This window comes from Streptomyces sp. NBC_00299 (assembly GCF_036173045.1).
Taxonomy (GTDB): domain Bacteria; phylum Actinomycetota; class Actinomycetes; order Streptomycetales; family Streptomycetaceae; genus Streptomyces; species Streptomyces machairae.
On record NZ_CP108039.1, the window covers coordinates 586,871 to 607,676 of the forward strand.

17 protein-coding genes, 1 pseudogene and 1 riboswitch are annotated in these 20,806 nt (G+C 70.5%); of the genes and pseudogenes, 9 read left to right on the forward strand and 9 right to left on the reverse strand.

Translation table 11 applies throughout. The features are described 5' to 3' along the window. Positions 1–6: 6 nt before the first annotated feature. From OHT51_RS02800 to OHT51_RS02810, 3 genes are all read right to left on the reverse strand, one after another. A complete protein-coding gene (locus OHT51_RS02800) occupies positions 7–1,224 on the reverse strand; it encodes a cation:proton antiporter (protein ID WP_328877260.1) in 1,218 nt (405 codons plus the stop codon). Between the two features lie 598 nt (positions 1,225–1,822). Then, positions 1,823–2,110, reverse strand: a complete 288-nt coding sequence (locus OHT51_RS02805; protein ID WP_328877261.1) for a DUF3040 domain-containing protein — start codon at positions 2,108–2,110, stop codon at positions 1,823–1,825. A 286-nt stretch (positions 2,111–2,396) separates the two neighbouring features. Beyond that, positions 2,397–3,545, reverse strand: a complete 1,149-nt coding sequence (locus OHT51_RS02810; protein ID WP_328877262.1) for an acyltransferase family protein — start codon at positions 3,543–3,545, stop codon at positions 2,397–2,399. Between the two features lie 137 nt (positions 3,546–3,682). Between OHT51_RS02810 and OHT51_RS02815 the strand changes: the two genes are divergently transcribed. After that, positions 3,683–4,138, forward strand: coding sequence for a tellurite resistance TerB family protein (locus tag OHT51_RS02815; RefSeq protein ID WP_328877263.1), 456 nt, complete (start codon positions 3,683–3,685; stop codon positions 4,136–4,138). 75 nt (positions 4,139–4,213) lie between these two features. Here the strand turns inward: OHT51_RS02815 and OHT51_RS02820 are convergent, their stop codons facing one another. The 3 genes from OHT51_RS02820 to OHT51_RS02830 form a co-directional block, all read right to left on the reverse strand. Next, a complete protein-coding gene (locus OHT51_RS02820; protein ID WP_328884220.1) occupies positions 4,214–5,572 on the reverse strand; it encodes an LCP family protein in 1,359 nt (452 codons plus the stop codon). Positions 5,573–5,765: 193 nt separating this feature from the next. Beyond that, positions 5,766–6,698, reverse strand: a complete 933-nt coding sequence (locus OHT51_RS02825; RefSeq protein WP_328877264.1) for a M56 family metallopeptidase — start codon at positions 6,696–6,698, stop codon at positions 5,766–5,768. 6 nt (positions 6,699–6,704) lie between these two features. Further along, positions 6,705–7,115 (reverse strand): BlaI/MecI/CopY family transcriptional regulator, encoded by a 411-nt coding sequence (locus OHT51_RS02830; protein WP_328877265.1) that lies wholly within the window; start codon positions 7,113–7,115, stop codon positions 6,705–6,707. A 157-nt stretch (positions 7,116–7,272) separates the two neighbouring features. On the opposite strand from OHT51_RS02830, the gene OHT51_RS02835 reads away from it, so the two are divergent. Continuing rightward, the gene (locus OHT51_RS02835; RefSeq protein WP_328877266.1) at positions 7,273–7,848 is read left to right on the forward strand and encodes a TerD family protein; all 576 of its coding nucleotides are present in this window, start codon (positions 7,273–7,275) and stop codon (positions 7,846–7,848) included. Positions 7,849–7,939: 91 nt separating this feature from the next. Beyond that, the gene (locus tag OHT51_RS02840; RefSeq protein ID WP_328877267.1) at positions 7,940–8,164 is read left to right on the forward strand and encodes a twin-arginine translocase TatA/TatE family subunit; all 225 of its coding nucleotides are present in this window, start codon (positions 7,940–7,942) and stop codon (positions 8,162–8,164) included. A gap of 141 nt (positions 8,165–8,305) precedes the next feature. Here the strand turns inward: OHT51_RS02840 and OHT51_RS02845 are convergent, their stop codons facing one another. Together OHT51_RS02845 and OHT51_RS02850 are read right to left on the reverse strand one after the other, a co-directional pair. Continuing rightward, entirely contained in the window at positions 8,306–8,947 is a 642-nt protein-coding gene (locus tag OHT51_RS02845) for a superoxide dismutase (RefSeq protein WP_328877268.1), read from the reverse strand. A gap of 72 nt (positions 8,948–9,019) precedes the next feature. Then, a complete protein-coding gene (locus OHT51_RS02850; RefSeq protein WP_328877269.1) occupies positions 9,020–10,144 on the reverse strand; it encodes a HoxN/HupN/NixA family nickel/cobalt transporter in 1,125 nt (374 codons plus the stop codon). 200 nt (positions 10,145–10,344) lie between these two features. Between OHT51_RS02850 and tsaD the strand changes: the two genes are divergently transcribed. Together tsaD and OHT51_RS02860 are read left to right on the forward strand one after the other, a co-directional pair. Beyond that, positions 10,345–11,421 carry a tRNA (adenosine(37)-N6)-threonylcarbamoyltransferase complex transferase subunit TsaD gene (tsaD, locus tag OHT51_RS02855; RefSeq protein WP_328877270.1) on the forward strand — a complete coding sequence of 359 codons (1,077 nt, stop codon included), beginning with the start codon at positions 10,345–10,347 and terminating at the stop codon, positions 11,419–11,421. Further along, the gene (locus OHT51_RS02860) at positions 11,421–12,065 is read left to right on the forward strand and encodes a GNAT family N-acetyltransferase (protein ID WP_328877271.1); all 645 of its coding nucleotides are present in this window, start codon (positions 11,421–11,423) and stop codon (positions 12,063–12,065) included. Before tsaD ends, OHT51_RS02860 begins: the two co-directional genes overlap by 1 nt. Before the next feature lie 19 nt (positions 12,066–12,084). Here the strand turns inward: OHT51_RS02860 and OHT51_RS02865 are convergent, their stop codons facing one another. Continuing rightward, positions 12,085–13,497: a short-chain fatty acyl-CoA regulator family protein gene (locus OHT51_RS02865; protein ID WP_328877272.1), complete on the reverse strand. Its 1,413-nt coding sequence runs from the start codon at positions 13,495–13,497 to the stop codon at positions 12,085–12,087. A gap of 386 nt (positions 13,498–13,883) precedes the next feature. Between OHT51_RS02865 and aceA the strand changes: the two are divergent. From aceA to metE, 4 genes and pseudogenes are all read left to right on the forward strand, one after another. Continuing rightward, positions 13,884–15,166 (forward strand): annotated as a pseudogene (gene aceA / locus OHT51_RS02870) (isocitrate lyase). 82 nt (positions 15,167–15,248) lie between these two features. Further along, the gene (aceB, locus tag OHT51_RS02875) at positions 15,249–16,847 is read left to right on the forward strand and encodes a malate synthase A (protein WP_328877273.1); all 1,599 of its coding nucleotides are present in this window, start codon (positions 15,249–15,251) and stop codon (positions 16,845–16,847) included. Next, the gene (locus OHT51_RS02880) at positions 16,844–17,713 is read left to right on the forward strand and encodes a 3-hydroxybutyryl-CoA dehydrogenase (protein WP_328877274.1); all 870 of its coding nucleotides are present in this window, start codon (positions 16,844–16,846) and stop codon (positions 17,711–17,713) included. The genes aceB and OHT51_RS02880 overlap by 4 nt, the downstream gene beginning before the upstream one ends. Positions 17,714–18,016: 303 nt before the next feature. Next, positions 18,017–18,215: riboswitch (cobalamin riboswitch) on the forward strand. Between the two features lie 176 nt (positions 18,216–18,391). Continuing rightward, complete coding sequence (gene metE / locus OHT51_RS02885) at positions 18,392–20,713, forward strand: 5-methyltetrahydropteroyltriglutamate--homocysteine S-methyltransferase (RefSeq protein ID WP_328877275.1); 2,322 nt, start codon at positions 18,392–18,394, stop codon at positions 20,711–20,713. Positions 20,714–20,806 lie beyond the last annotated feature (93 nt).

Genomic DNA, 20,806 nt, shown 5'->3' on the forward strand with positions numbered 1-20,806 from the left:
CGCGGGTCAGCCGTTCGCATGCGCGACCTCGGCCGGCTCGGCCACCGTCGTCACGGCCGGCGTTTCGCGCGGCGAGCGGCGACCGAGGCGGCGGGCCAGGGGCTCGGTCCAGCGGGCGGCGAGGGGGCCGAGTACGACCAGGATGAGCACGTAGGCAGTGGCCAGCGGGCCGATGCGCGGCTCGACGCCGACGGTGAGTCCGGCGATGACGATCGAGAACTCGCCCCGCGCCACCAGGGTTCCGCCTGCCCGCCAGCGTCCCTTGCGTGAGATGCCGGCACGGCGGGCGGCCCAGTAGCCGGTGGCGATCTTCGTGAGCGTGGTCACGACGGCCAGGGCGAGCGCGGGCACCAGGACCGGTGGGATGTCCGCGGGGTCGGTGTGCAGGCCGAAGAAGACGAAGAACACCGCGGCGAACAGGTCCCGCAGCGGCGTGAGAAGGTTGCCGGCCCCTTCGGCGACCTCGCCGGACAGCGCGATGCCGACCAGGAACGCACCGACCGCCGCAGACACCTGGAGCTGCTGGGCGATGCCCGCGACGAGCAGAGTGAGGCCGAACACGACCAACAGCAGCATCTCCGCGCTGTCCGACGAGACCGCACGGCTGACGAGGCGGCCGTGGCGCAGCGCCACGTAGAGCACCGCGCCGACCGTGGCCAGGGCGATCAGCAGGGTCAGGGCGCCGCCCGCGAGGCTCACGCCGGCCAACAGGGCGGTGAGGATGGGCAGGTAGACGGCCATGGAGAGGTCTTCGAGGACCAGCACGCCCAGTACGACCGGGGTTTCGCGGTTGCCGAGTCGGCGCAGATCCCCGAGGACCTTGGCGATGACGCCGGACGAGGAGATCCAGGTGACACCGGCGAGGGCGACTGCGGCGACCGGGCCCCAGCCGAGCAGCAGAGCCATCGCGGCGCCGGGGACGGCGTTCAGGACGAAGTCGACCGCGCCCGAGGGGTATTGGGTCTTGAGGGTGTCGACCAGTTCGGAGGCGCTGTACTCCAGACCGAGCAGGAGCAGCAGCAGGATGACACCGATCTCGGCGCCGGTGGCGACGAACTCCTCGCTGGCCTGGAGAGGAAGAAGGCCACCGTGGCCGAAGGCGAGTCCGGCGAGCAGATACAGGGGTATGGGCGAGAAGCCCACCCGGCCGGCGAGGCGGCCCAGCAGCCCCAGGGCGAGGATGATCGCGCCGAGTTCGATGAGCATGGCTGTGGTGTTGTGCACGGGCGTCTGACCTCCGTGATCGGTTCGGTGACGGCGTCTGTGCCAGGTGCGGGTGCCGGCAACGGAGTTGAGCTCCGGGAGTGCCTGGGTGCCGTCGCGGGTGCGGGCAACCGCGCGGGCCGGTCGGCTCGGTGGTGTCGTACGGCGAGACGGTGCTGAGGTTCGTGTGCGCGGGCCGGGTGAGCGGCTGAGCGCATGGCGAGGTGGGTCGTGTCCTTGCGGCGGGCTCCAACGGGCCGGCAGGTGCGCCCCGCCCGCGAGGTGACGTGGCGACCGGCGTACCGTGGCCGGTTTTCCTCGTCGGGCGCGTGGGGCGCGTCAGCCCGCGGAGCGGCCCTTCAGGCCGACTGCGCTGCCGGTATCAGGAACGCCGTCGCGGGCGGCGTTCTCGACGCGTGAGGTGACCTCGGCGCGCACACGGATGACTGGACCCACGTCACGCCCCCCATCACGTCGGCCGGAACCGGCAGCGACCACCAACGACTGAGCAACCCCTCGCTCAACGGAGCGTAAGGGCTCGGTAAAGGATTCTAGCGCATGCCAAATTCCGATGATCATACGGACGTTGTCGTATCCGCGGCCGTCCCGGTCCGGCGCGTCAGCGACGCGGCGGGCAGCGGCGCCCTGTGCGCGGGCGATGCGGATCGAAGAGCTGCCCGGCGATGCCGGTGAGGACCAGGCCGGCGGCGATGAGCAGTCCGTCGGCCACGACGATTCCGGTGACCAGTACGGCAACCGCGCCCGTCAGCATCCACCAGACGCCGGTGCGGCGGTACTCGCGGGGCCTGGTGGGCCGTCCGGCGCCCAGCGCCCGGGCGAAGCGGGGGTCATCACGCGCCAGTCGTGCTTCGAGCGAGCCCAGACCCTCGTCGTCGGACTGAACCATGGCTCTCCCTTCCCCGTACTGGTCGCCGTCCTCGAGGGGGTGGGGCGGTGGGGCAGCCGGAGCCATGGGCGTCTTCGCCAGGGCAGGTGTGACGGGCGCGGCGAGGGCGAACGGTGGCCGACGTCCACATCTGCTCGGCACCGCACACGGCCGGCTCCGGCATCCCCTCCCGGCCGCTCCCGCCATCAGGCCCAACTCCCATCCTTCCTGGTGGCGGACCTGCACAAACGCCTGGTGGCGGACCTGCACGAACACTGCCGACAACGTCCGTACCCCGTGCACGGACTCAAGGGCGCCGAGGGCCGTCAGGCCGGCTCCGGCCGGCATCGGCTCGGGTATCGGGCGGGCCGGCCACGGACGTCGACGGCGCCAGTGGTGCCGTCACACAGCCGAGGACGCGCTGGACCCCGGGGGCGCAGAGCACGGACATGACCGCGACCGCGATCAGTGTGACGGCGACCTCCCCCACGGGTTGCCGGATCCAGGCGTGGTCGTACCAGCCGAAGTACTTGGCCGCCTGGGCCACGAACCCGTGCAGCAGGAAGCCGGACAGCGTGCCGGCGCCCAGCACCGTGAACCAGGTCCGCCGCCCGGGCACACAGGCGAGGAAGGCGGCGACCAGGACGACGGAACAGCCGAAGGTGGCCAGGGTCATCAGGGGGCCGTACCAGGCGGGGGCGGAGAGCTCCTGGGCGCTCTCGCTGTGGAAGAACCAGCCGTAGTCCATCCGCGAGACCGCCCAGTACGCCACCACGAGGGCGCAGCCGAGAACCGGCAGGGCGAGGGTGCGCGCCTCACGGCGGCGGGCCAGGAGGAGGTGCCCCGGCTTCAGCTGCAGGCCGAGCACGAAGTACGGCAGGAACTGCAGGACACGCTGGAGACCGAGGTCACTGCCGATCGAGGGCGAGAGGGTGGCCAGCATCGCCACGCCGAGAGCGAGCGGCAGCGGCCACCGCACCAGCCGCCAGATCGGAGCCGTGAGCCGCCAGACGAACAACGCCGCCAGGAACCAGGTCAGATAAAGCGGGTCCAGCAGGCTGATCGGCCGGGCGGGATCATGGCTGGTCCACCGCGTGAAGAGGGTGTACGCCACCTCGAAGACCACGTACGGGACCACCACGCCGGTCAGCAGCCGCCCGAGTTTACGGGGTTCCGCCTCGAAGCCGCGCGAGAAGTAGCCCGAGATCACCGCGAACACCGGCATGTGGAAGGCGTACACGAGCATGTACAGCGCGGTGACGGCCCGGCTTCCCTCCCGCATCGGCTCCCAGGCGTGGCCCACCGCCACCAGCAGGACCGCCAGGTACTTGGCGTTGTCGAGGAACGGGTCCCGCCGCTCGACCCGTCTCTCTGCCGCTCCCGCGGACGGCGGCGGATCCTGCCGTCGCTCCGGTGCGCGCGTGACAGTGGGTGCGGGGGTGGCGTCAACGGACATCGCCAGCACCCTAAGCACAAGTCCCTGCGCCGGTTCAACCACACCGTGCACTGACGCGCCATCTTCTACATTACTGTAGAAGACGTGGCCGCCTGCTTCGGCGGCCACGAAGCAGCCCATACCCTTTTGGAGTTCTCATGGCCCTGTGGGACCGCATCAAGGAGTCCGCATCGACGATGCAGACCCAGTTGGTGGCGAAGAAGAACGACCTCAAGAGCGGCGCATTCCGCGACGCGAGCATGGCGATGTGCGCGCTCGTCGCCGCCGCCGACGGCACGGTCGACCCCTCCGAGCGGCAGCGGGTGGCCCAACTGCTCGCCAGCAACGAGGTGTTGCAGAACTTCCCTGCCGAGGATCTGCGCCGGCGCTTCGAGGAGAATCTGAACCGGCTCACCACCGACTTCGACTTCGGCAAAGTGAGCGTGATGCAGGAGATCGCCAAGGCGAAGAAGAAGCCCGCCGAGGCGCGCGCCGTCATCCAGATCGGCATCGTCATCGGCGGCGCCGACGGCGACTTCGACAAGGACGAGCAGGCCGTGGTGCGGGAGGCGTGCTACGCGCTCGACCTGCCGCCGCACGAGTTCGACCTCTGAGCGGTCGGCACTCGCCCGCCTCGGGCGGACGCGGCCGGCTGCCGGGGCGGGCGGCGTCCGCCCCGGCGCGGCGGGTCAGCGGATGTCGTCGAGGTCGAGGTCCTTGCCGACGACCAGGGTGACCACTCCCGCCCCCGCGGCCGGGTCCGGCGTGGCCCGGACGCCGGGCAGCCGGGCCACGAGCGCCCGGGCCTGCTTCTCCAGACCCGCCGGGTAGGTGACCTTCGTAGTGCCGCTGTTCTGCGGGGCGTTGCCCGTGCCCGCGACGGTGAGGCCGGCCGCGCGCAGCTTCCCCGCGACGGTACCGGCCAGCCCCGAGGTCCCCGTGCCGTTGAGAACCTGGACGCGCACGGAGGAGGCGTACAAGGGGTTCTTCGTGTCCGCCTCCAGGCGCTTCTTGTCGACCTCCTTGTCCCTGGCGAGGGAGTTGAACAGGTCGGTGGCCTGCGGGTACTGCCAGACGACGTTGGCCTTGTCGGTGGCCACGTCGGCCTCGCGCGGGTAGTTGGGGACCGTCAGGAAGGTCAACCGGTCGCTCGGGATTCCCTTGAGCTCCGACGCAAGGCCGTACAGCGGCTTGATGCCGGCGAGATCGGGGTCCGTGGTCAGGGACTTGGTGGCCGACTGCAGGAAGCCGTAGAGCGCCTTCGGGCTGGTCAGTTTGGCCTGTGCCTTCTCGGCGAGGGCGTCCATGAACTCCTGCTGGCGTCCGATGCGTCCGATGTCGGAGCCGTCGCCGACGCCGTAGCGGACACGCACATAGCCGAGCGCCTTCTCACCCCCGACCGTCTGGCAGCCGGGTTCCATGTCCAGTCGGGCCTTCTTGGAGTGGATGGCCTGCTCGGGGCAGACCTCGATGCCGTCCAGGGCGTCGACCATGCCCTTGAAGCCCTGGAAGTCGACGGACATGAAGTGGTCTATGCGCAGGCCCGTGTTGGCCTCGACCGTTTTGATGGAGCAGGCGGCCGCCCCGGCGACCTCGCCGCTCGTGCCGCCCAGCGCGAACGCCTCGTTGATCTTGTAGTGGTGCGGCGCGGAGGTGCTGCCGTCGCCCTTGTCGCAGGCCGGTACCTCCACCCACGAGTCACGGGGGAACGACACCACCGTGGCCCATTTCCGGTTGGCCGGGACGTGCAGCACCATCAGCGTGTCCGACTGCATGGTGGTCAGGTCCTTGCCGTACTCGGCGTTGGCGCCGTCGCGGCTGTCGGAGCCGACGACGAGTATGTTCTTCGAGCCCGGGCTGAGGTTCTCGGGCCGGTCCCCGCCGATCTTGTCATCGACGTCGGCGGACTTGATGTTGTCGTTGAGGTCCTGGTAGACCCAGGCGCCCACCCCGGCGACTCCGAGGACGACGGCCGACGTCGCCCCCACCCCCCACGCCAGGATCCGCCCCCTCCGCGTCAACCGGGTCTTCCCCGCGCCGCCCTGCATACGCCGGCGTTTCCCCGTTCCCGTCACCGCGCCCCCTCTGTAGATGAATGGCCGAAGCCCGAACCCCTCACCCGGAACAGACGACGATCTTTGCAACATCCGTTGCCTGGATCGTACGAACCGGAGAAATTCCCGTGGCAGCACCCGTCGACGGCCGGCCGGGAACCCCAATGCCCGCTCGGGAAGCCCCCGTTCAGAGAGGCGTCGCCGCGCGCAGGATGAGGACCATGGTCACCGCCGAGTTCGCGGAGGACATCGCCGAGACGGCCGTTCCCGCGGCAGCGCACCACGCCGCCAGGCCCACCGAGGTGAACAGTGACGGCCAACGACGTCCCTGTGGAGCGGGCCCGAGCAGCGCGGCCACCCGGCGCGGCACCGGCCCCGGCGCCGCGAAGCCCGCCAGCGTCGCGAGCGGAGTGCCCCGGGACACCAGCGCCGCCTTGCCGATCGCGCTCGCCACCGTGCGGCGGCTGCCGACGGCCCGGGCCGCCTCTTCGTCCGCCCAGCGTTCCGCGGTGTACGACACCGCCGTGCGCAGCGGGCGCAGGAACGGATTGGCCCGCGCGGCCAGTTGGACGGCGAGCAGGAAACGGTGGTGCCGCGCGGCCAGATGGGCCCGTTCGTGGGCGAACAGCGCCCGGCGTTCGGCGGGTTCGAGACGGTCCAGCAGCCCCGTGGTGACCACCACCCGGTCCCGCCGGCCACCCGGCAGCGCGTAGGCATACGGCATCTCGTCGGGGAGTACGACCACACCGGTACCCGGCAGCCCGGCGAGCGCCCGGTGGGCGTGGCGGCGGACCCGGCCGTGCCGCCACAGTGTCCGGCCGCAGGCCACAACCACCGCGCACAGCGCCGGAATGGCGGCCTTGCCGACGATCTCGTCGTACGGCACGGCTGCTCGCACCTCGGGGTCCGACCAGCCGTCGGGCAGCGGGTTGCCGGGCAGTTGGGCGGTGCCGACCACCATCGCCAGGCCCAGGCACACCGTGCTGCACACCGCCATGACGGCGGCGACGGCGGTGAGCAGCCTTGTCGCGGTGCGGGGATGCAGGTGCTGCTCGGCGAGGCGGGCGATCGGCCATGCCGTGAGCGGCAGGACGAGCGGGAGAAAGACGAAGACCCCCATGAGGTGTCAGTTGTCCCCTTCGCTCCGGGACCCGCCCGGTTCGCTCCGGGACTGGCCGAGCAGTTCACGCAGCAGCCGCTCGTCGTCCGGCCGCAGACCGGTGACGAAGCTGGCGAGCACGGCCCCGCGGTCGCTCTCGGCGTCCAGCACCCTGCGCATCCTGTGCGCCGCGAGGCCCGCCTCGTCCGAGGCCGACGTCCACGCGAAGGAGCGGCCCGCACGCTCCCGGGTCACCGCGCCCTTGGCCAGCAGACGGGTCAGGATCGTGATCACCGTCGTATAGGCGAGATCCCCGCCGAGCCGTTCCTGCACCCAGCCGGCCGTCGCCGGACCGTCCGCCTCCCGCAGCGCCGACAGGACCAGCGCCTCCAGCTCGCCCTGTCCCCGGCGCCGGGAACGCTGCCGGTCATCCGCCATGCCCTGTCTCCCTTCCGCTGACCTGCGCGTCATGTGCGATACATCGAGCGGTACATCGTAAGGAAAACAGAGGCGGCCTTCCATTCCTTCTACAGTGATGTAGATTTCAGAGGGACCGCAATCAGCGCAATCACCTCACGCGAAGGGGAGAGCATCAGTGGGAGTTTCCCTGTCCAAGGGCGGCAACGTCTCGCTCAGCAAGGAGGCGCCGGGCCTGACCGCCGTCCTGGTCGGACTGGGCTGGGACGTGCGCACGACCACCGGCACCGACTACGACCTCGACGCCTCCGCCCTGCTGCTGAACGCCTCCGGCAAGGTCCCGTCCGACCGGCACTTCGTCTTCTACAACAACCTCACCAGCCCGGACGGTTCCGTGGAGCACACCGGTGACAACCTCACCGGTGAGGGCGAGGGCGACGACGAGTCCGTCAAGGTCGAGCTGGCGGCCGTGCCCGCCGACGTCGACCGGATCGTGTTCCCGGTCTCCATCCACGACGCCGAGAACCGCGGCCAGAGCTTCGGCCAGGTCCGCAACGCCTTCATCCGCATCGTCAACCAGGCCGGTGGGGCCGAGATCGCACGCTACGACCTGTCCGAGGACGCCTCGACCGAGACGGCCATGGTGTTCGGCGAGTTGTACCGACACGGCGCCGAGTGGAAGTTCCGAGCGGTCGGACAGGGTTACGCCTCCGGACTCGCCGGGATCGCCGCCGACTTCGGTGTCGACGTCTGACAGCGGGGCCCAGCTCGCCCGTGGGACGCTACTCACACCTGCTCCACCTGCGCCAACACGTCACCCAGCTCACCAGAAGGACGGGAACCTCATGTTCGGACTGAGCGAACTCGTGATCATCCTCCTCGTCGTCATCGCCGTCCTCTGCGCGAAGAAGCTTCCCGAACTCGCCCGTTCGGCGGGCAAGTCGGCGCGCATCCTCAAGTCCGAGGCCAGGGCGATGAAGGACGAGGACGCTCCGGGGGCGCCTCGGGTGATTCCGGGGGAGACCGTCGCCCCGGAGGGGCCGAGGCCGCAGAGCTCGGGTGCGCCGTAGGGCAGAGCGTCACGAGCCAGCGCCACGAGATTGCGAAGGGCTCCCACAAGTCATGTTCTTGTGGGAGCCCTTCATCGTGCTGCCTGCCGGTGAAGGTTGAGAAGACGATCACGAGCAGGACATCCGCGGCGTGTTACGGCGTCACGGCGCGAGAAGCAGACTGTTGCCGCGCTCCTTGGCGGCGGCGTAACGCTTGGCCACGTCCTGCCAGTTGACGACCTGCCACATGGCCTCGATGAAGTCGACCTTCTGGTTCCGGTACTGGAGGTAGAAGGCGTGCTCCCAGGCGTCGAACACCAGGATCGGCGTCGAACCCTGGCCGATGTTGCCCTGGTGGTCGTAGACCTGCTCGACGATGAGGCGGCCGCTGAGTGGCTCGTAGGCGAGCACACCCCAGCCGGAACCCTGGGTCGTGGCCGACGCCTTGGAAAGCTGGGCCTTGAAGTTCGCGAAGGACCCGAAGGACTCTGCGATGGCGTCCGCGAGTTCGCCCACGCCGTCCTTCTCCAGCGGCTCGCCGCCGCCCTCGCCCGTCATGTTGTGCCAGTAGATCGAGTGCAGGATGTGGCCGGAGAGATGGAAGGCCAGATTCTTCTCCAGGCCGTTGATCGAGCCCCACGACTCCTTGTCCCGCGCCTCGGCGAGCTGCTCCAGCGTGTCGTTCGCGCCCTTCACGTACGCCGCGTGGTGCTTGTCGTGGTGCAGTTCGATGATCTCGGGGCTGATGACCGGGGCGAGCGACGCGTAGTCGTACGGAAGCTCCGGGAGCGTGTAAACCGCCATGTCCAACGTCCTCCGACATTATTGCGAATGATATGCAGCTGCACGTTAACAGTAAGAGCGACAACTTTTCGATCAGGCGTTGGGCCTAGGACCTGGGCCGTGTCGCAGCGCGGTGTCACTGCTGCCCGAGCCCGGTTGCGCGGGCGGCGCCAGGCCGGCCGTCCACTTCTCCTCGATGCGGCCGGCCTTCCACACCACCAGGGCCAACGCCCACGTGGCGAAGAACAGGCCGACGATGACGTAACCGATGACGTTCAGGTCGAGGCCGGACACCCAGTCCCAGAACGGGCCGTGCAGGTCCGCCTGCTCGGCGATCAGGCCCAGCAGCTCGACAGTGCCGATGATGAGGGCGACGGCGACCGACAGGCCCGTGATGGTGAGGTTGTAGTAGACCTTGCGGACCGGCTTGGAGAACGCCCAGCCGTAGGCGAAGTTCATGAACGAGCCGTCGATGGTGTCGAGCAGCGACATGCCGGCCGCGAACAGGAGCGGCAGGCACAGGATGGCGTACCACGGCAGCCCGGATGCCGCGCCCGAGCCGGCGAGGACGAGGAGTGCGATCTCGGTCGCGGTGTCGAAGCCGAGGCCGAAGAGCATGCCCAGGGGATACATCTGCCAGGGCTTGGTGATCGACTTGATCAGGCGGACGAGGAGGCGGTTCATGAAGCCCCGGTTGTTGAGCTGGTCTTCGAGGGCGGCCTCGTCGAAGTGGCCGGTGCGCATCCGCCGGAAGACCTTCCAGACGCCGGCCATGATCACGATGTTGATGACCGCGATGAGGTAGAGGAACGTCCCCGAGACCGTCGTACCGATCCAGCCCGTCACGCTGTGCAGCGCCGAGTCGTCGTTCTGCACCGGGTCGGCCAACGCCTTGACGCCCAGGGAGAGCAGGAGGGCGAGGGCGAAGACGATCGAGGAGTGGCCGAGGGAGAACCAGAAGCCCACCGACAGTGGCCGCTGCCCCTCGCTCATCAGCTTGCGGGTGGTGTTGTCGATGGCGGCGATGTGGTCGGCGTCGAAGGCGTGCCGCATGCCGAGGGTGTAGGCGGTGACGCCGATGCCGATACCGAAGGTCTTGCTGCCCAGGCTGTAGTGCTCGGGGGCGACGACCACCACGAGTGTGAACCAGCCGATGACGTGGAGCACCAGGATGAACGCGGCCATTCCGCCGAGGTTCGCCCACTCCTTGCGGGTCATGGACGTAACGATGCGGTGCCACGAGGAAGTCATGGAGGTGGGGGCCTTACTGCTGGTCGGATGGCTGTTCTCAGCCGCGCGGCCCAGGCTTCTGCCCATCACTTGCAAGAACAACGCAGGGGCGGCAAAGCCCGCGTCAGGATTTCCTTATTGCACATTGCTTGCAATAGCATTAGTCGCGCAGAAAGGGGTGATCCGGTATGGGGCGCAAGGCATCTCCGATCGTGCTGGGCATCGAGTCGTCCTGCGACGAGACGGGCGCGGGTCTCGTCCAGGACGGCCGGCTGCTCGGCCATGCCATCGCGTCGAGCATGGACGAACACGCCCGCTACGGCGGTGTCGTGCCCGAGATCGCCGCCCGCGCCCATGTGCATGCGGTACGACCGGTGGTCCAGCAGGCCCTGGACGGTGCCGGGTTGCGGCTCTGCGACATCGGCGCGGTCGCCGTCACCACCGGACCGGGCCTGTCGGGCGCGCTCCAGGTGGGGCTGGCCGGGGCGAAGGGCATCGCGTACGCGCTCGGTGTCCCCCTGTACGGCGTGCACCACCTCGCCGGCCATGTCGCCGCCGACACCCTGGAACACGGGCCGTTGCCCGATCCCTGCATGGTGCTGATCGTCTCGGGCGGCCACACTTCGCTGCTCCTCGTCCGCGACCTGGCCCGCGATCCGATCGTCCATCTCGGCGACACCCTCGACGACGCGGCCGGGGAGTGCTTCGACAAGGTGGCGCGGGTTTTCGGGCTGCCGTATCCGGGCGGTCCGGCCATCGACCGGGCAGCGCGCGTGGGGGATCCGCGCGCTGTCCCCTTCCCGCGCCCGCTGACCGGCCCGCGCGACGAACCGTACGACTTCTCCTTCTCCGGGCTGAAGACGGCTGCCGCGCGGTGGGCGGAGGGGCACGCGGGCCCTGAACTGCCCGTCGCCGGCGGCGCGGCGTCGCTGCAGGAGGCCATCGCCGACGTACTGACCCGCAAGGCGGTGGCGGCCTGCGTCGAGCATGGTGTGGGCACCCTGGTCGTGGTCGGCGGGGTTGCCGCGAACTCCCGTGTCCGTTCCCTGGCCGAGGAGCGCTGCCGCGCCGCGGGTGTCAAACTGCGCGTGCCGCCCCTGCGGTTGTGCACGGACAACGGCGCGATGATCGCCGCCGTCGGCGACCTCCTCGTGCGTGCCGGAGCCGGACCGGCCCCGCTGGACGTGTCGATCGATCCGTCGGCGCCGCTTGAGTACGCGGCCCTGCACCCTGTGGCGGCCATCGCCAAGGCGGTGGCCGCCTGATGAACCCTGTCGTCCGGGTCTTCAAGGGCGCCGATCTCCTCGCCCACTCCGCCGCGCTGCGCGCCGTCTATCTCGACGCCTTCAGTGGCCCACCATGGAACGAGGGCGAGGAATACGCGGTCGAGTTCGCCAAGCGGCTCACGCTGGACGTCCGCCGTCCCGGTTTCACCGCCGCGCTCGCCCTCGCCGGCCAGGAGGCCCTCGGCTTCGCCACCGCCTGGACCACCCCCAACCCCCTCCCCACCGACCGCTGCTACCCGCAGGCCGCCGCCGGGCTCGGCCCCGACCGCAGCGTCGACTGGCTGTGCGGGGCCCGCGAGGTGGACGAACTCGCCGTCCGCGGCGCCACCCGGGGCACCGGCCTCGCCGCCGACCTGCTGGAAGCGGTCACCGCGGACGCCCCCGAAGGCCGCTCCTGGCTGCTCACCTCCGTCCGGTCGGGGCGAGCCATGTCCTTCTACCGCCGCCACGGCTGGACGCAGGCCACCCACCCCTCCCCCGACGGCACGGGCATCGTCGTCTTCCTGAGCCCTCGTCACCCCGCCCGGTCCCAGGCTGCCCCACCCCTGACGCAAGCGTCGTCGTCCCCGGCATCGAGGAGGCCGTCGGCCGCATCACCCGGTACGGCTCCTCCTGCCGGCTGAACGGCAACGCCCGGGCCGGTCACGCCCGCCTGTCGTTCTCAGCCTCGACCGGATACGGCACGAACGTGCTGCTGTGCTCGTCGACGGCGAGTGCCCTGCCCAGCGGAGGAGCCGCCCGCTGAGGACAGTCGAGACGCTCGCAGACGCGGCAGCCCATCCCGATCGGGGTCGCCGCGGAGGCGTTGGTGAGATCGAGGCCGTCGGAGTAGACGAGGCGGTGGGCGTGGCGGATCTCGCAGCCGAGCCCGATGGCATACGTCCTGCCGGGCTCGCCCCAGCCGCCTCGGTGCCGGGTGACAGCGCGGGCGGTCCACAAGTAGCGCTGCCCGTCCGGCATTTCGGCGATCTGAACGTGGATGCGACCGGGGGCGGCGAACGCCTCGTAGACGTTCCACAAGGGGCAGGTGCCGCCGGCCCGGGAGAAGTGGAAGCCGGTGGCCGACTGGCGTTTGGACATGTTCCCGGCACGGTCGACACGCACGAAGGAGAAGGGCACACCGCGCAGTCGGGGTCGTTGGAGGGTGCTCAGGCGGTGGCAGACGGTCTCATAGCCGAGGCCGTAGCGGTCGGTGAGGCGCTCGATGTCGTAGCGGAACTCCTCGGCCGCCGTGTGGAAGGCGGTGTACGGCAGGATCAGCGCGGCCGCGAAGTAGTTGGCGATGCCGATGCGGGCCAGGGCGTGGGCGGGTGAGCCGGGCGGAAAGTCCTCGGCGGCCTGACGGTCGACGTCGCCGTATTCGAGGAGCGCCAGTTGCGTGGCCATGCGGAACGCTCGCTGGCCGGGGCGCAGGCGGGTCGACAGGTGGAGGGTGCGGGTCGCCGCGTCGAAGTGGTGCAGCCGGTCGCCGGTCCCTGCGGCCGGGCGGACGTCGTGCGCGTCGGCCAGTCTCGCCGTGAGGGCGCCGACGACCTCGCCGGGCCGGATGCCGATCTCGTCGGCGAGGCGTTCGGCCGCGAGGTCGGTGTCGTGCAGGTAGTTCTGGCGGCGGTAGAAGAAGTCCCGGATCTCCTCGTGGGGTGAGCGCGGTGTCTCGACGGCGGTGTCCCGGCCGTCGGCCGCTCCCGCGAGCCGCTCGGACAGGAGCTGGTTGCGGCGGCCCAGGTCGAGGAGGACCCGCGCGACCGCGGGCATGCGGGAGGCGAGTTCGGCGAGGTCGGACGGGGAGACGCGGGCTTCGGCGATCTCACCGGTGAGCGCCTCGCGCAGGTCGGCCACCAGACGGGTCGTGTCGCGCTCGGAGAAGAAGTTCGGGTCCAGTCCGAAGGTCTCGGTCAGCCGGAGCAGGACGGGGACGGTGAGCGGGCGGGAGTCGTGCTCCATCTGGTTCAGATAGCTGGGCGAGATGGCGAGGACCCGGGCCAGTTCGGCCTGGCTCATCCGGCGCTCCTCACGGAGCCTGCGCAGCCGTGCCCCCGCATAGGTCTTGCTCACCGCGTGCGTTCCTCCATGTCAGGGACCGGCTGAGACCAGGTCAGGGTACGCCGGCCAGAGCACCTCGCGTCCTTCGCAAAGTTGGCAAACAGCGGCCAGAAGATTCGCAAAGCTTGGCAGGCTTCCATGGTTGGCGGCACTGAGTGCCAGTGCCAGAGTGTGAGTGCGGCCCACCGGACCCGGCAGGCTCCGCCCGGAACCGGGGCGCGATTCATGCCCTGACGTCGGAGATCCCGGCAGGACGGCAGCCCGTACCGGCAGCATTGCTCACCTTCGCCCTTCGGGGTGACGGCGGGCCGCACCTCTTGATGAGACACGCAGTGCCACTCGTGCGGAGCGCAGCACACGATTGGCAGACGCAACAGACCGAGGAGACGGTGACAGTCATGGCAGAGGCGAGGACGCAGGCGGCCGAGGAGCTCGCACGGCGCTGGGCCACCGACCCTAGGTGGCAGGGCATCGAGCGCACCTACAGCGCCGAGGACGTCGTACGGCTGTCCGGCAGTGTCCGCGAGGAGCAGACGCTGGCCCGGCGCGGGGCCGAGCGGCTGTGGCGTCAACTGCACGAGCAGGACTACATCCACGCGCTCGGCGCGCTGACCGGGGGCAGGCGGTGCAGCAGGTCAAGGCCGGCCTCCAGGCGATCTACCTGTCCGGCTGGCAGGTCGCCGCCGACGCCAACCAGGCCGGGCACACCTACCCCGACCAGAGCCTCTACCCGGCCAACTCCGTTCCGCAGGTGGTGCGTCGGATCAACAACGCGCTGCTGCGCGCCGACCAGATCGCCACCGCGGAGGGCGCGGGCGACACCACGGACTGGCTGGCGCCGATCGTGGCCGACGCGGAGGCCGGCTTCGGCGGCCCGCTCAACGCATTCGAGCTGACCAAGGCGATGATCGCGGCGGGCGCGGCCGGCATCCACTACGAGGACCAGCTCGCCTCCGAGAAGAAGTGCGGCCACCTCGGCGGCAAGGTCCTCGTCCCGACCTCGCAGCACATCCGCACCCTCAACGCGGCCCGTCTGGCGGCGGACATCGCCGACGTGCCGACCGTCATCGTCGCCCGCACCGACGCTCTCGCCGCCAACCTCCTCACCAGTGATGTCGACGAGCGCGACGCCGAGTTCGTCACCGGCGAGCGGACGGCGGAGGGCTTCTACCGGGTGCGGGGCGGCATGGCGCCGGTCATCGCACGCGGTCTGGCCTACGCGCCGTACGCCGATCTGATCTGGGTGGAGACGGGCACCCCGGATCTGGAGCAGGCCCGCGAGTTCGCCGAGGCGATCCACGCCCGGTACCCGGACCGGATGCTGGCGTACAACTGCTCGCCGTCCTTCAACTGGAAGGCCGCGCTGGACGACGACCAGATCGCCAAGTTCCAGCGTGAACTGGGCGCGATGGGCTACAAGTTCCAGTTCATCACGCTGGCCGGCTTCCACTCCCTGAACCACGGCATGTTCGACCTCGCCCGTGGCTACGCCGAGCACGGCATGACCGCCTACGTCGACCTGCAGGAGAAGGAGTTCGCCGCGCAGGCCCACGGTTTCACCGCCGTCAAGCACCAGCGCGAGGTCGGTACGGGGTACTTCGACCTGGTGTCGACGGCGGTCAATCCCGCGTCGTCCACGACCGCGCTGGCCGGGTCCACGGAGGAAGAGCAGTTCCACTAGGCCGCCGGGCCGCACTTGTCGAGCGGAGGGGCGGGCGTCCGTCCCCGTCCAGCCCCTCCGCTCCCACCCCTCAGGAGACCCGATGTCCACCACCGCACTGACCCACCATGTCCGCGTCCTCGCCGGTCCGGGCCACCGTCACGACGAGATCCTCACGCCTGCCGCCCTCGACTTCGTGGGCCGGCTCGCTGCGGAGTTCGGCGAACGCCGCCGGGAACTCATGAAGGAGCGCCGCAGGCTGGCGCTGCGGCTGGCGTCGGGCTCACCGCTCGGCTTCCCCCTGGTCACCTCCGCCGTCCGCGCCGACCCGGCCTGGCGCGTCGCACCGCCCGCACCCGGCCTGACCGACCGCCGCGTCGAGATCACCGGCCCGCCGGACCGCCGGATGGCGGTCAACGCGCTCAACTCCGGCGCCGAGGTCTGGATGGCGGACTTCGAGGACGCCACCGCTCCCCTCTGGGACAACGTCATCGGCGGCCAGCTCAACCTGCTCGACGCCGTCGAGCGCCGTTTCGACTTCACCACGGCGGAGGGCACGGAATACCGGCTCGGCGAGAGCGACCGGCTCGCCACCGTCATGGTCCGCCCGCGCGGCTGGCATCTCGACGAGGAGCACCTGGAGTCGGACGGGCGGCCCGTGCCCGCCGCCCTGGTCGACTTCGGCCTGTACTTCTTCCACTGCGCCCAGCGCCAGATCGACGCCGGGTACGGTCCGTACTTCTACCTGCCGAAGCTGGAGAACCGCTACGAGGCACGTCTGTGGAACGACGTCTTCGTCCTCGCCCAGGAACTGCTCGGTATCCCACGCGGCACGATCCGCGCCACGGTCCTCATCGAGACGATCACCGCCGCGTTCGAGATGGAGGAGATCCTCTACGAACTGCGTGAGCACAGCGCGGGACTCAACGCGGGTCGCTGGGACTACCTGTTCAGCCTGATCAAGACCTTCGGTCACCGCACCGACTTCCTCCTCCCCGACCGGGCCAAGGTGACGATGAGCGCCCCCTTCATGCGGGCGTACACCGAACTCCTCGTGCGCACCTGCCACCGTCGCGGCGCGCACGCCATCGGCGGCATGGCCGCCCACGTGCCCGGCAAGGACCCGGACACGAACGAGGCCGCGCTCGCCAAGGTCCGGCTCGACAAGGAGCGCGAGGCGGAGGACGGCTTCGACGGCTCCTGGGTGGCTCACCCCGGGCTGGTCCCCGCCTGCCGCGAGGTCTTCGACGGTGTCCTCGGCGAACGGCCCCACCAACTCGACCGTACCCGCGACGACGTCGAGGTGACCGCGGCCGACCTGCTGTCGGTGCGAAGGATCAGCGGGCCGCCGACCGCGGAGGGTGTCCGCAGCAACATCGCCGTCGCGCTGCGCTACTTCGCCGCCTGGCTGCGCGGGCAGGGCGCCGTCGCCCTGTACGGCCTGATGGAGGACGCGGCCACCGCCGAGATCGCCCGCGTGCAGATCTGGCAGTGGCTCCGGCACCGGGTCGTCGACCGGGAGACGGTGCTGCGGCTGCTCGACGACGAGGTCGCCGCGCTCGGCGCCGAGTACCCGTGGGCGCCCGTCGACGAGATCCGCGCCCTGTTCGAACGCATGGCGCTGGCAGGCGAGTTGCCCCAGTTCTTCACCCCGGACGCGTACACCCGGCACCTCGTGAAGCGGACGAAGGCCGGCGCGTGAGCGGGGGCATCCGGCGCGTCGGGGTGGTCGGCGGCGGGCAGATGGGGGCCGGGATCGCCGAGATGTGCGCACGGGCCGGGCTCGACACCGTGGTCTGCGAAGTGGACGCGCTCGCGGCCCGCGCGGCACGGGAGCGGGTGGCGGCATCACTCGACCGCGCGGTGCGCCGCGGCAAGCTGGAGGAGGCCGCGGCGCGGGACGCCCTCGCCCGCATGGTCTTCAGCGGCAGCCTGGACGATCTCGCCGACCGGCAGCTCGTCGTCGAGGCGGTCGTCGAGAACCCGGCCGCCAAGGCCGGAGTCTTCGCCACGCTCGACAAGATCGTCGAGGACCCGGAGGCGGTGCTGGCGACCAACACCTCCTCACTCCCCGTCATGCGGCTCGGCATGGCGACCGGCCGGGCCGACCGGGTCGTGGGCCTGCACTTCTTCAACCCGGTGCCGGTGCTGCCCCTGGTGGAGGTCGTGACCTCGCTGCACACGTCGGGGACGACCGTCGCCGCCGTCGAGGACTTCGCGGTCCGCGCGCTCGGCAAGACCGTCATCCGCTCCCAGGACCGGGCAGGCTTCGTCGTCAACGCCCTGCTCATCCCGTACCTGCTGTCCGCGGTCCGGATGGCGGAGTCCGGTTTCGCCACCGCCGCCGACATCGACACGGGCATGGAGCTGGGCTGCGCCCACCCCATGGGCCCACTGAAACTGGCAGACCTGATCGGGCTGGACACGGTCGCCTCGATCGCCGAGTCGCTCTACGACGAGTTCAGGGAACCCCTCTACGCCCCTCCCCCGCTGCTCCAGCGGATGGTGGAGGCGGGACTGCTCGGCCGGAAGACCGGCCGCGGGTTCCACGTCTACGACCAGGACTGAGGGCCTGGTACGACGCGGGCCGAGGGGCCCGCGTCGCCGCCGGGAGTGAGGGTTCCCGCGCGGCGGACACAGGGGAAGGGCGGGAAGCGCGGATGCGGCGCGCTTCCCGCCCTGTGGCGTTGCGAGCCCAGGCACGCTCGGGGAGCTCGGGGATCTCAGGGAACTCCCGGCACTCGGAGATCTCAGGGAACTCCCGGCACTCGGGGAGCTCGGGGCACTCCGGCACTCGGGTGTCCCATTTCACCATCCGAATGACGGACGCCGTCCGTCCCTCCGCGGTGCCACCCCGTAGGCTGGCCGGTGCAGCTGGTTCGCCCCGCCCTCCAGGTGGGATGCGTCGCAAGAGGGAACCCGGTGGGAATCCGGGACTGCCCCGCAGCGGTGAGTGGGAACGACCGCCGTCATCCGCACTGGGCCCGACGAACGGGGCCTGGGAAGCGACGGCCAGTAGATGTCCTCCGGTCAGGAGGACGTGCCCGCGAGTCCGAAGACCTGCCAACTGCCCGCGCGCGGACACCTCGTGCGCGGACATCCCGGTGACCTCGAGGGCGGTCGGCGTACATACCAGGCGGACGACCGTGCCCATCCGCGCACGCTCCGACCGTCGGGTTCGTCACCCCTTCGCGCTCTCGTCCCGTCCCCGGGACCCCAGGGATTCATCTCGCGAAGGAGATCTCCGTGACCACGAAGTCCGCAGCCGCGGCAGCACGGGCCACCGTGTACGGCTACCCCCGCCAGGGCCCGAACCGGGAACTGAAGAAGGCGATCGAGGGCTACTGGAAGGGCCGCGTCACGCCCGACGCCCTGCGCACCACGGCCGCCGAACTGCGCGCCGCCAACTGGCGTCAGCTGGCCGACGCCGGCATCCACGAGGTCCCGACGGGCGACTTCTCGTACTACGACCACGTCCTGGACACCACCGTCATGGTCGGCGCGATCCCAGAGCGGCACCGGGACGCCGTCACGGCCGACACAGTCGACGGCTACTTCGCCATGGCCCGCGGCACGCAGGACGTGGCACCGCTGGAGATGACGAAGTGGTTCGACACGAACTACCACTACCTGGTCCCGGAGTTGGGCCCGGACACCGTCTTCACGGCCGACTCGGCCAAGCAGGTCGCCGAGCTGAAGGAGGCCCTGGCGCTGGGCCTGACCGCCCGCCCCGTCCTGGTCGGCCCGGTCACCTACCTGCTGCTCGCCAAGCCCGCCCCCGGTGCGCCCGCCGCCTTCGAGCCGCTGACGCTCCTGGACCGTCTGTTGCCGGTGTACGCCGAGGTTCTCGCCGACCTGCGCGCGGCCGGCGCCGAGTGGGCACAGCTCGATGAGCCCGCACTCGTGCAGGACCGCACCCCGGCCGAGCTGAACGCCGCCGAGCGCGCCTACCGCGATCTGGGTGCCCTCACCGACCGCCCGAAGCTGCTGGTTGCCTCGTACTTCGACCGGCTCGGCGACGCCCTGCCGGTGCTGGCGAAGGCCCCCGTCGACGGGCTGGCACTGGACTTCACCGAGTCCGCCGCCGCCAACCTCGACGCGCTCGCCGCCGTCGGCGGACTGCCCGGCAAGCGCCTGGTCGCCGGCGTGGTCAACGGCCGCAACATCTGGGTCAACGACCTGGAGAAGTCCCTGTCCACCCTGGGCACCCTGCTCGGGCTGGCCGACCGGGTCGACGTGGCCGCCTCCTGCTCACTGCTCCATGTGCCCCTGGACACGGGCCTGGAGCGGGACATCGAGCCACAGGTCCTGCGCTGGCTGGCCTTCGCGAGGCAGAAGACCGCCGAGATCATCACCCTCGCCAAGGGCCTCGCGCAGGGCACCGACACCATCGCCGCCGAACTCGCCGCCAACCGGGCCGATCTGACGTCCCGCGCCGGCTCGCCGATCACCCGCGACCCGGCCGTCCGGTCCAGGGCGGCGGCGGTCACCGACGCGGACACCCGCCGCTCACAGCCGTACGGCGAACGGGCCGCCGCACAGCGCGCCCAGCTCCGCCTGCCGCTGCTGCCGACCACCACCATCGGCTCCTTCCCGCAGACCGGCGAACTGCGCACCGCACGCGCCGATCTGCGCGGCGGGCGCATCGACGCCGCAGGGTACGAGGAGCGCATCAAGGCCGAGATCCAGGAGGTCATCTCCTTCCAGGAGAAGACAGGGATCGACGTCCTCGTGCACGGCGAGGCCGAACGCAACGACATGGTCCAGTACTTCGCCGAGCAGCTCACCGGCTACCTCGCCACGCAGCACGGCTGGGTCCAGTCCTACGGCACCCGTTACGTCCGTCCGCCGATCCTGGCCGGCGACATCTCCCGCCCCGAGCCGATGACGGTGCGCTGGACCCAGTACGCCCAGTCCCTCACCTCCCGTCCGGTCAAGGGCATGCTCACCGGCCCGGTCACCATGCTCGCCTGGTCCTTCGTCCGCGACGACCAGCCGCTCGGCGACACGGCCCGCCAGGTCGCGCTCGCCCTGCGCGACGAGGTCAACGACCTGGAGGCCGCGGGCACTTCGGTCATCCAGGTCGACGAGCCCGCGCTGCGCGAGACGCTGCCGCTGCGCGCCGCCGCCGACCACCCGGCCTACCTGGACTGGGCCACGGAATCCTTCCGCCTCACCACCAGCGGCGTACGCCCGGACACGCAGATCCACACCCACATGTGCTACGCCGAGTTCGGCGACATCGTCCAGGCCATCGACGACCTCGACGCCGACGTCATCAGCCTGGAAGCCGCCCGCTCGCACATGCAGGTGGCCCGCGAACTGGCCGAACACGGCTACCCGCGCGAGGCGGGACCCGGCGTCTACGACATCCACTCCCCCCGCGTACCGAGCACCGAGGAGGCAGCGGCCCTGCTGCGCAAGGGACTTGAAGCCATCCCCGCCGAACGGCTCTGGGTCAACCCCGACTGCGGTCTGAAGACCCGCGGCTGGCCCGAGACGCGCGCCTCCCTGGAGAACCTGGTCGCCGCGGCCCGCACGGTCCGTGAGGAACTTTCCGCGTCCTGAGACCGGGAGCGATCTGCCGGGGAGCGGACGCCCGAGTTCCGCTCCCCGGCATGATCCTTTTTCAGCCGTGTGAGTGATGACTACTCAGGGTGA

Coding starts and splice junctions, on each gene's coding strand:
- OHT51_RS02805 (WP_328877261.1), bottom strand. CDS start 2,110: ATGGTTCAGTCCGACGACGAGGGTCTGGGCTCGCTCGAAGCACGACTG.
- OHT51_RS02825 (WP_328877264.1), bottom strand. CDS start 6,698: ATGGGGGTCTTCGTCTTTCTCCCGCTCGTCCTGCCGCTCACGGCATGG.
- aceB (WP_328877273.1), top strand. CDS start 15,249: ATGTCCACCACCGCACTGACCCACCATGTCCGCGTCCTCGCCGGTCCG.
- OHT51_RS02860 (WP_328877271.1), top strand. CDS start 11,421: ATGAACCCTGTCGTCCGGGTCTTCAAGGGCGCCGATCTCCTCGCCCAC.
- tsaD (WP_328877270.1), top strand. CDS start 10,345: ATGGGGCGCAAGGCATCTCCGATCGTGCTGGGCATCGAGTCGTCCTGC.
- OHT51_RS02820 (WP_328884220.1), bottom strand. CDS start 5,572: ATGCAGGGCGGCGCGGGGAAGACCCGGTTGACGCGGAGGGGGCGGATC.
- OHT51_RS02840 (WP_328877267.1), top strand. CDS start 7,940: ATGTTCGGACTGAGCGAACTCGTGATCATCCTCCTCGTCGTCATCGCC.
- OHT51_RS02830 (WP_328877265.1), bottom strand. CDS start 7,115: ATGGCGGATGACCGGCAGCGTTCCCGGCGCCGGGGACAGGGCGAGCTG.
- OHT51_RS02815 (WP_328877263.1), top strand. CDS start 3,683: ATGGCCCTGTGGGACCGCATCAAGGAGTCCGCATCGACGATGCAGACC.
- OHT51_RS02850 (WP_328877269.1), bottom strand. CDS start 10,144: ATGACCCGCAAGGAGTGGGCGAACCTCGGCGGAATGGCCGCGTTCATC.
- OHT51_RS02810 (WP_328877262.1), bottom strand. CDS start 3,545: ATGTCCGTTGACGCCACCCCCGCACCCACTGTCACGCGCGCACCGGAG.
- OHT51_RS02845 (WP_328877268.1), bottom strand. CDS start 8,947: ATGGCGGTTTACACGCTCCCGGAGCTTCCGTACGACTACGCGTCGCTC.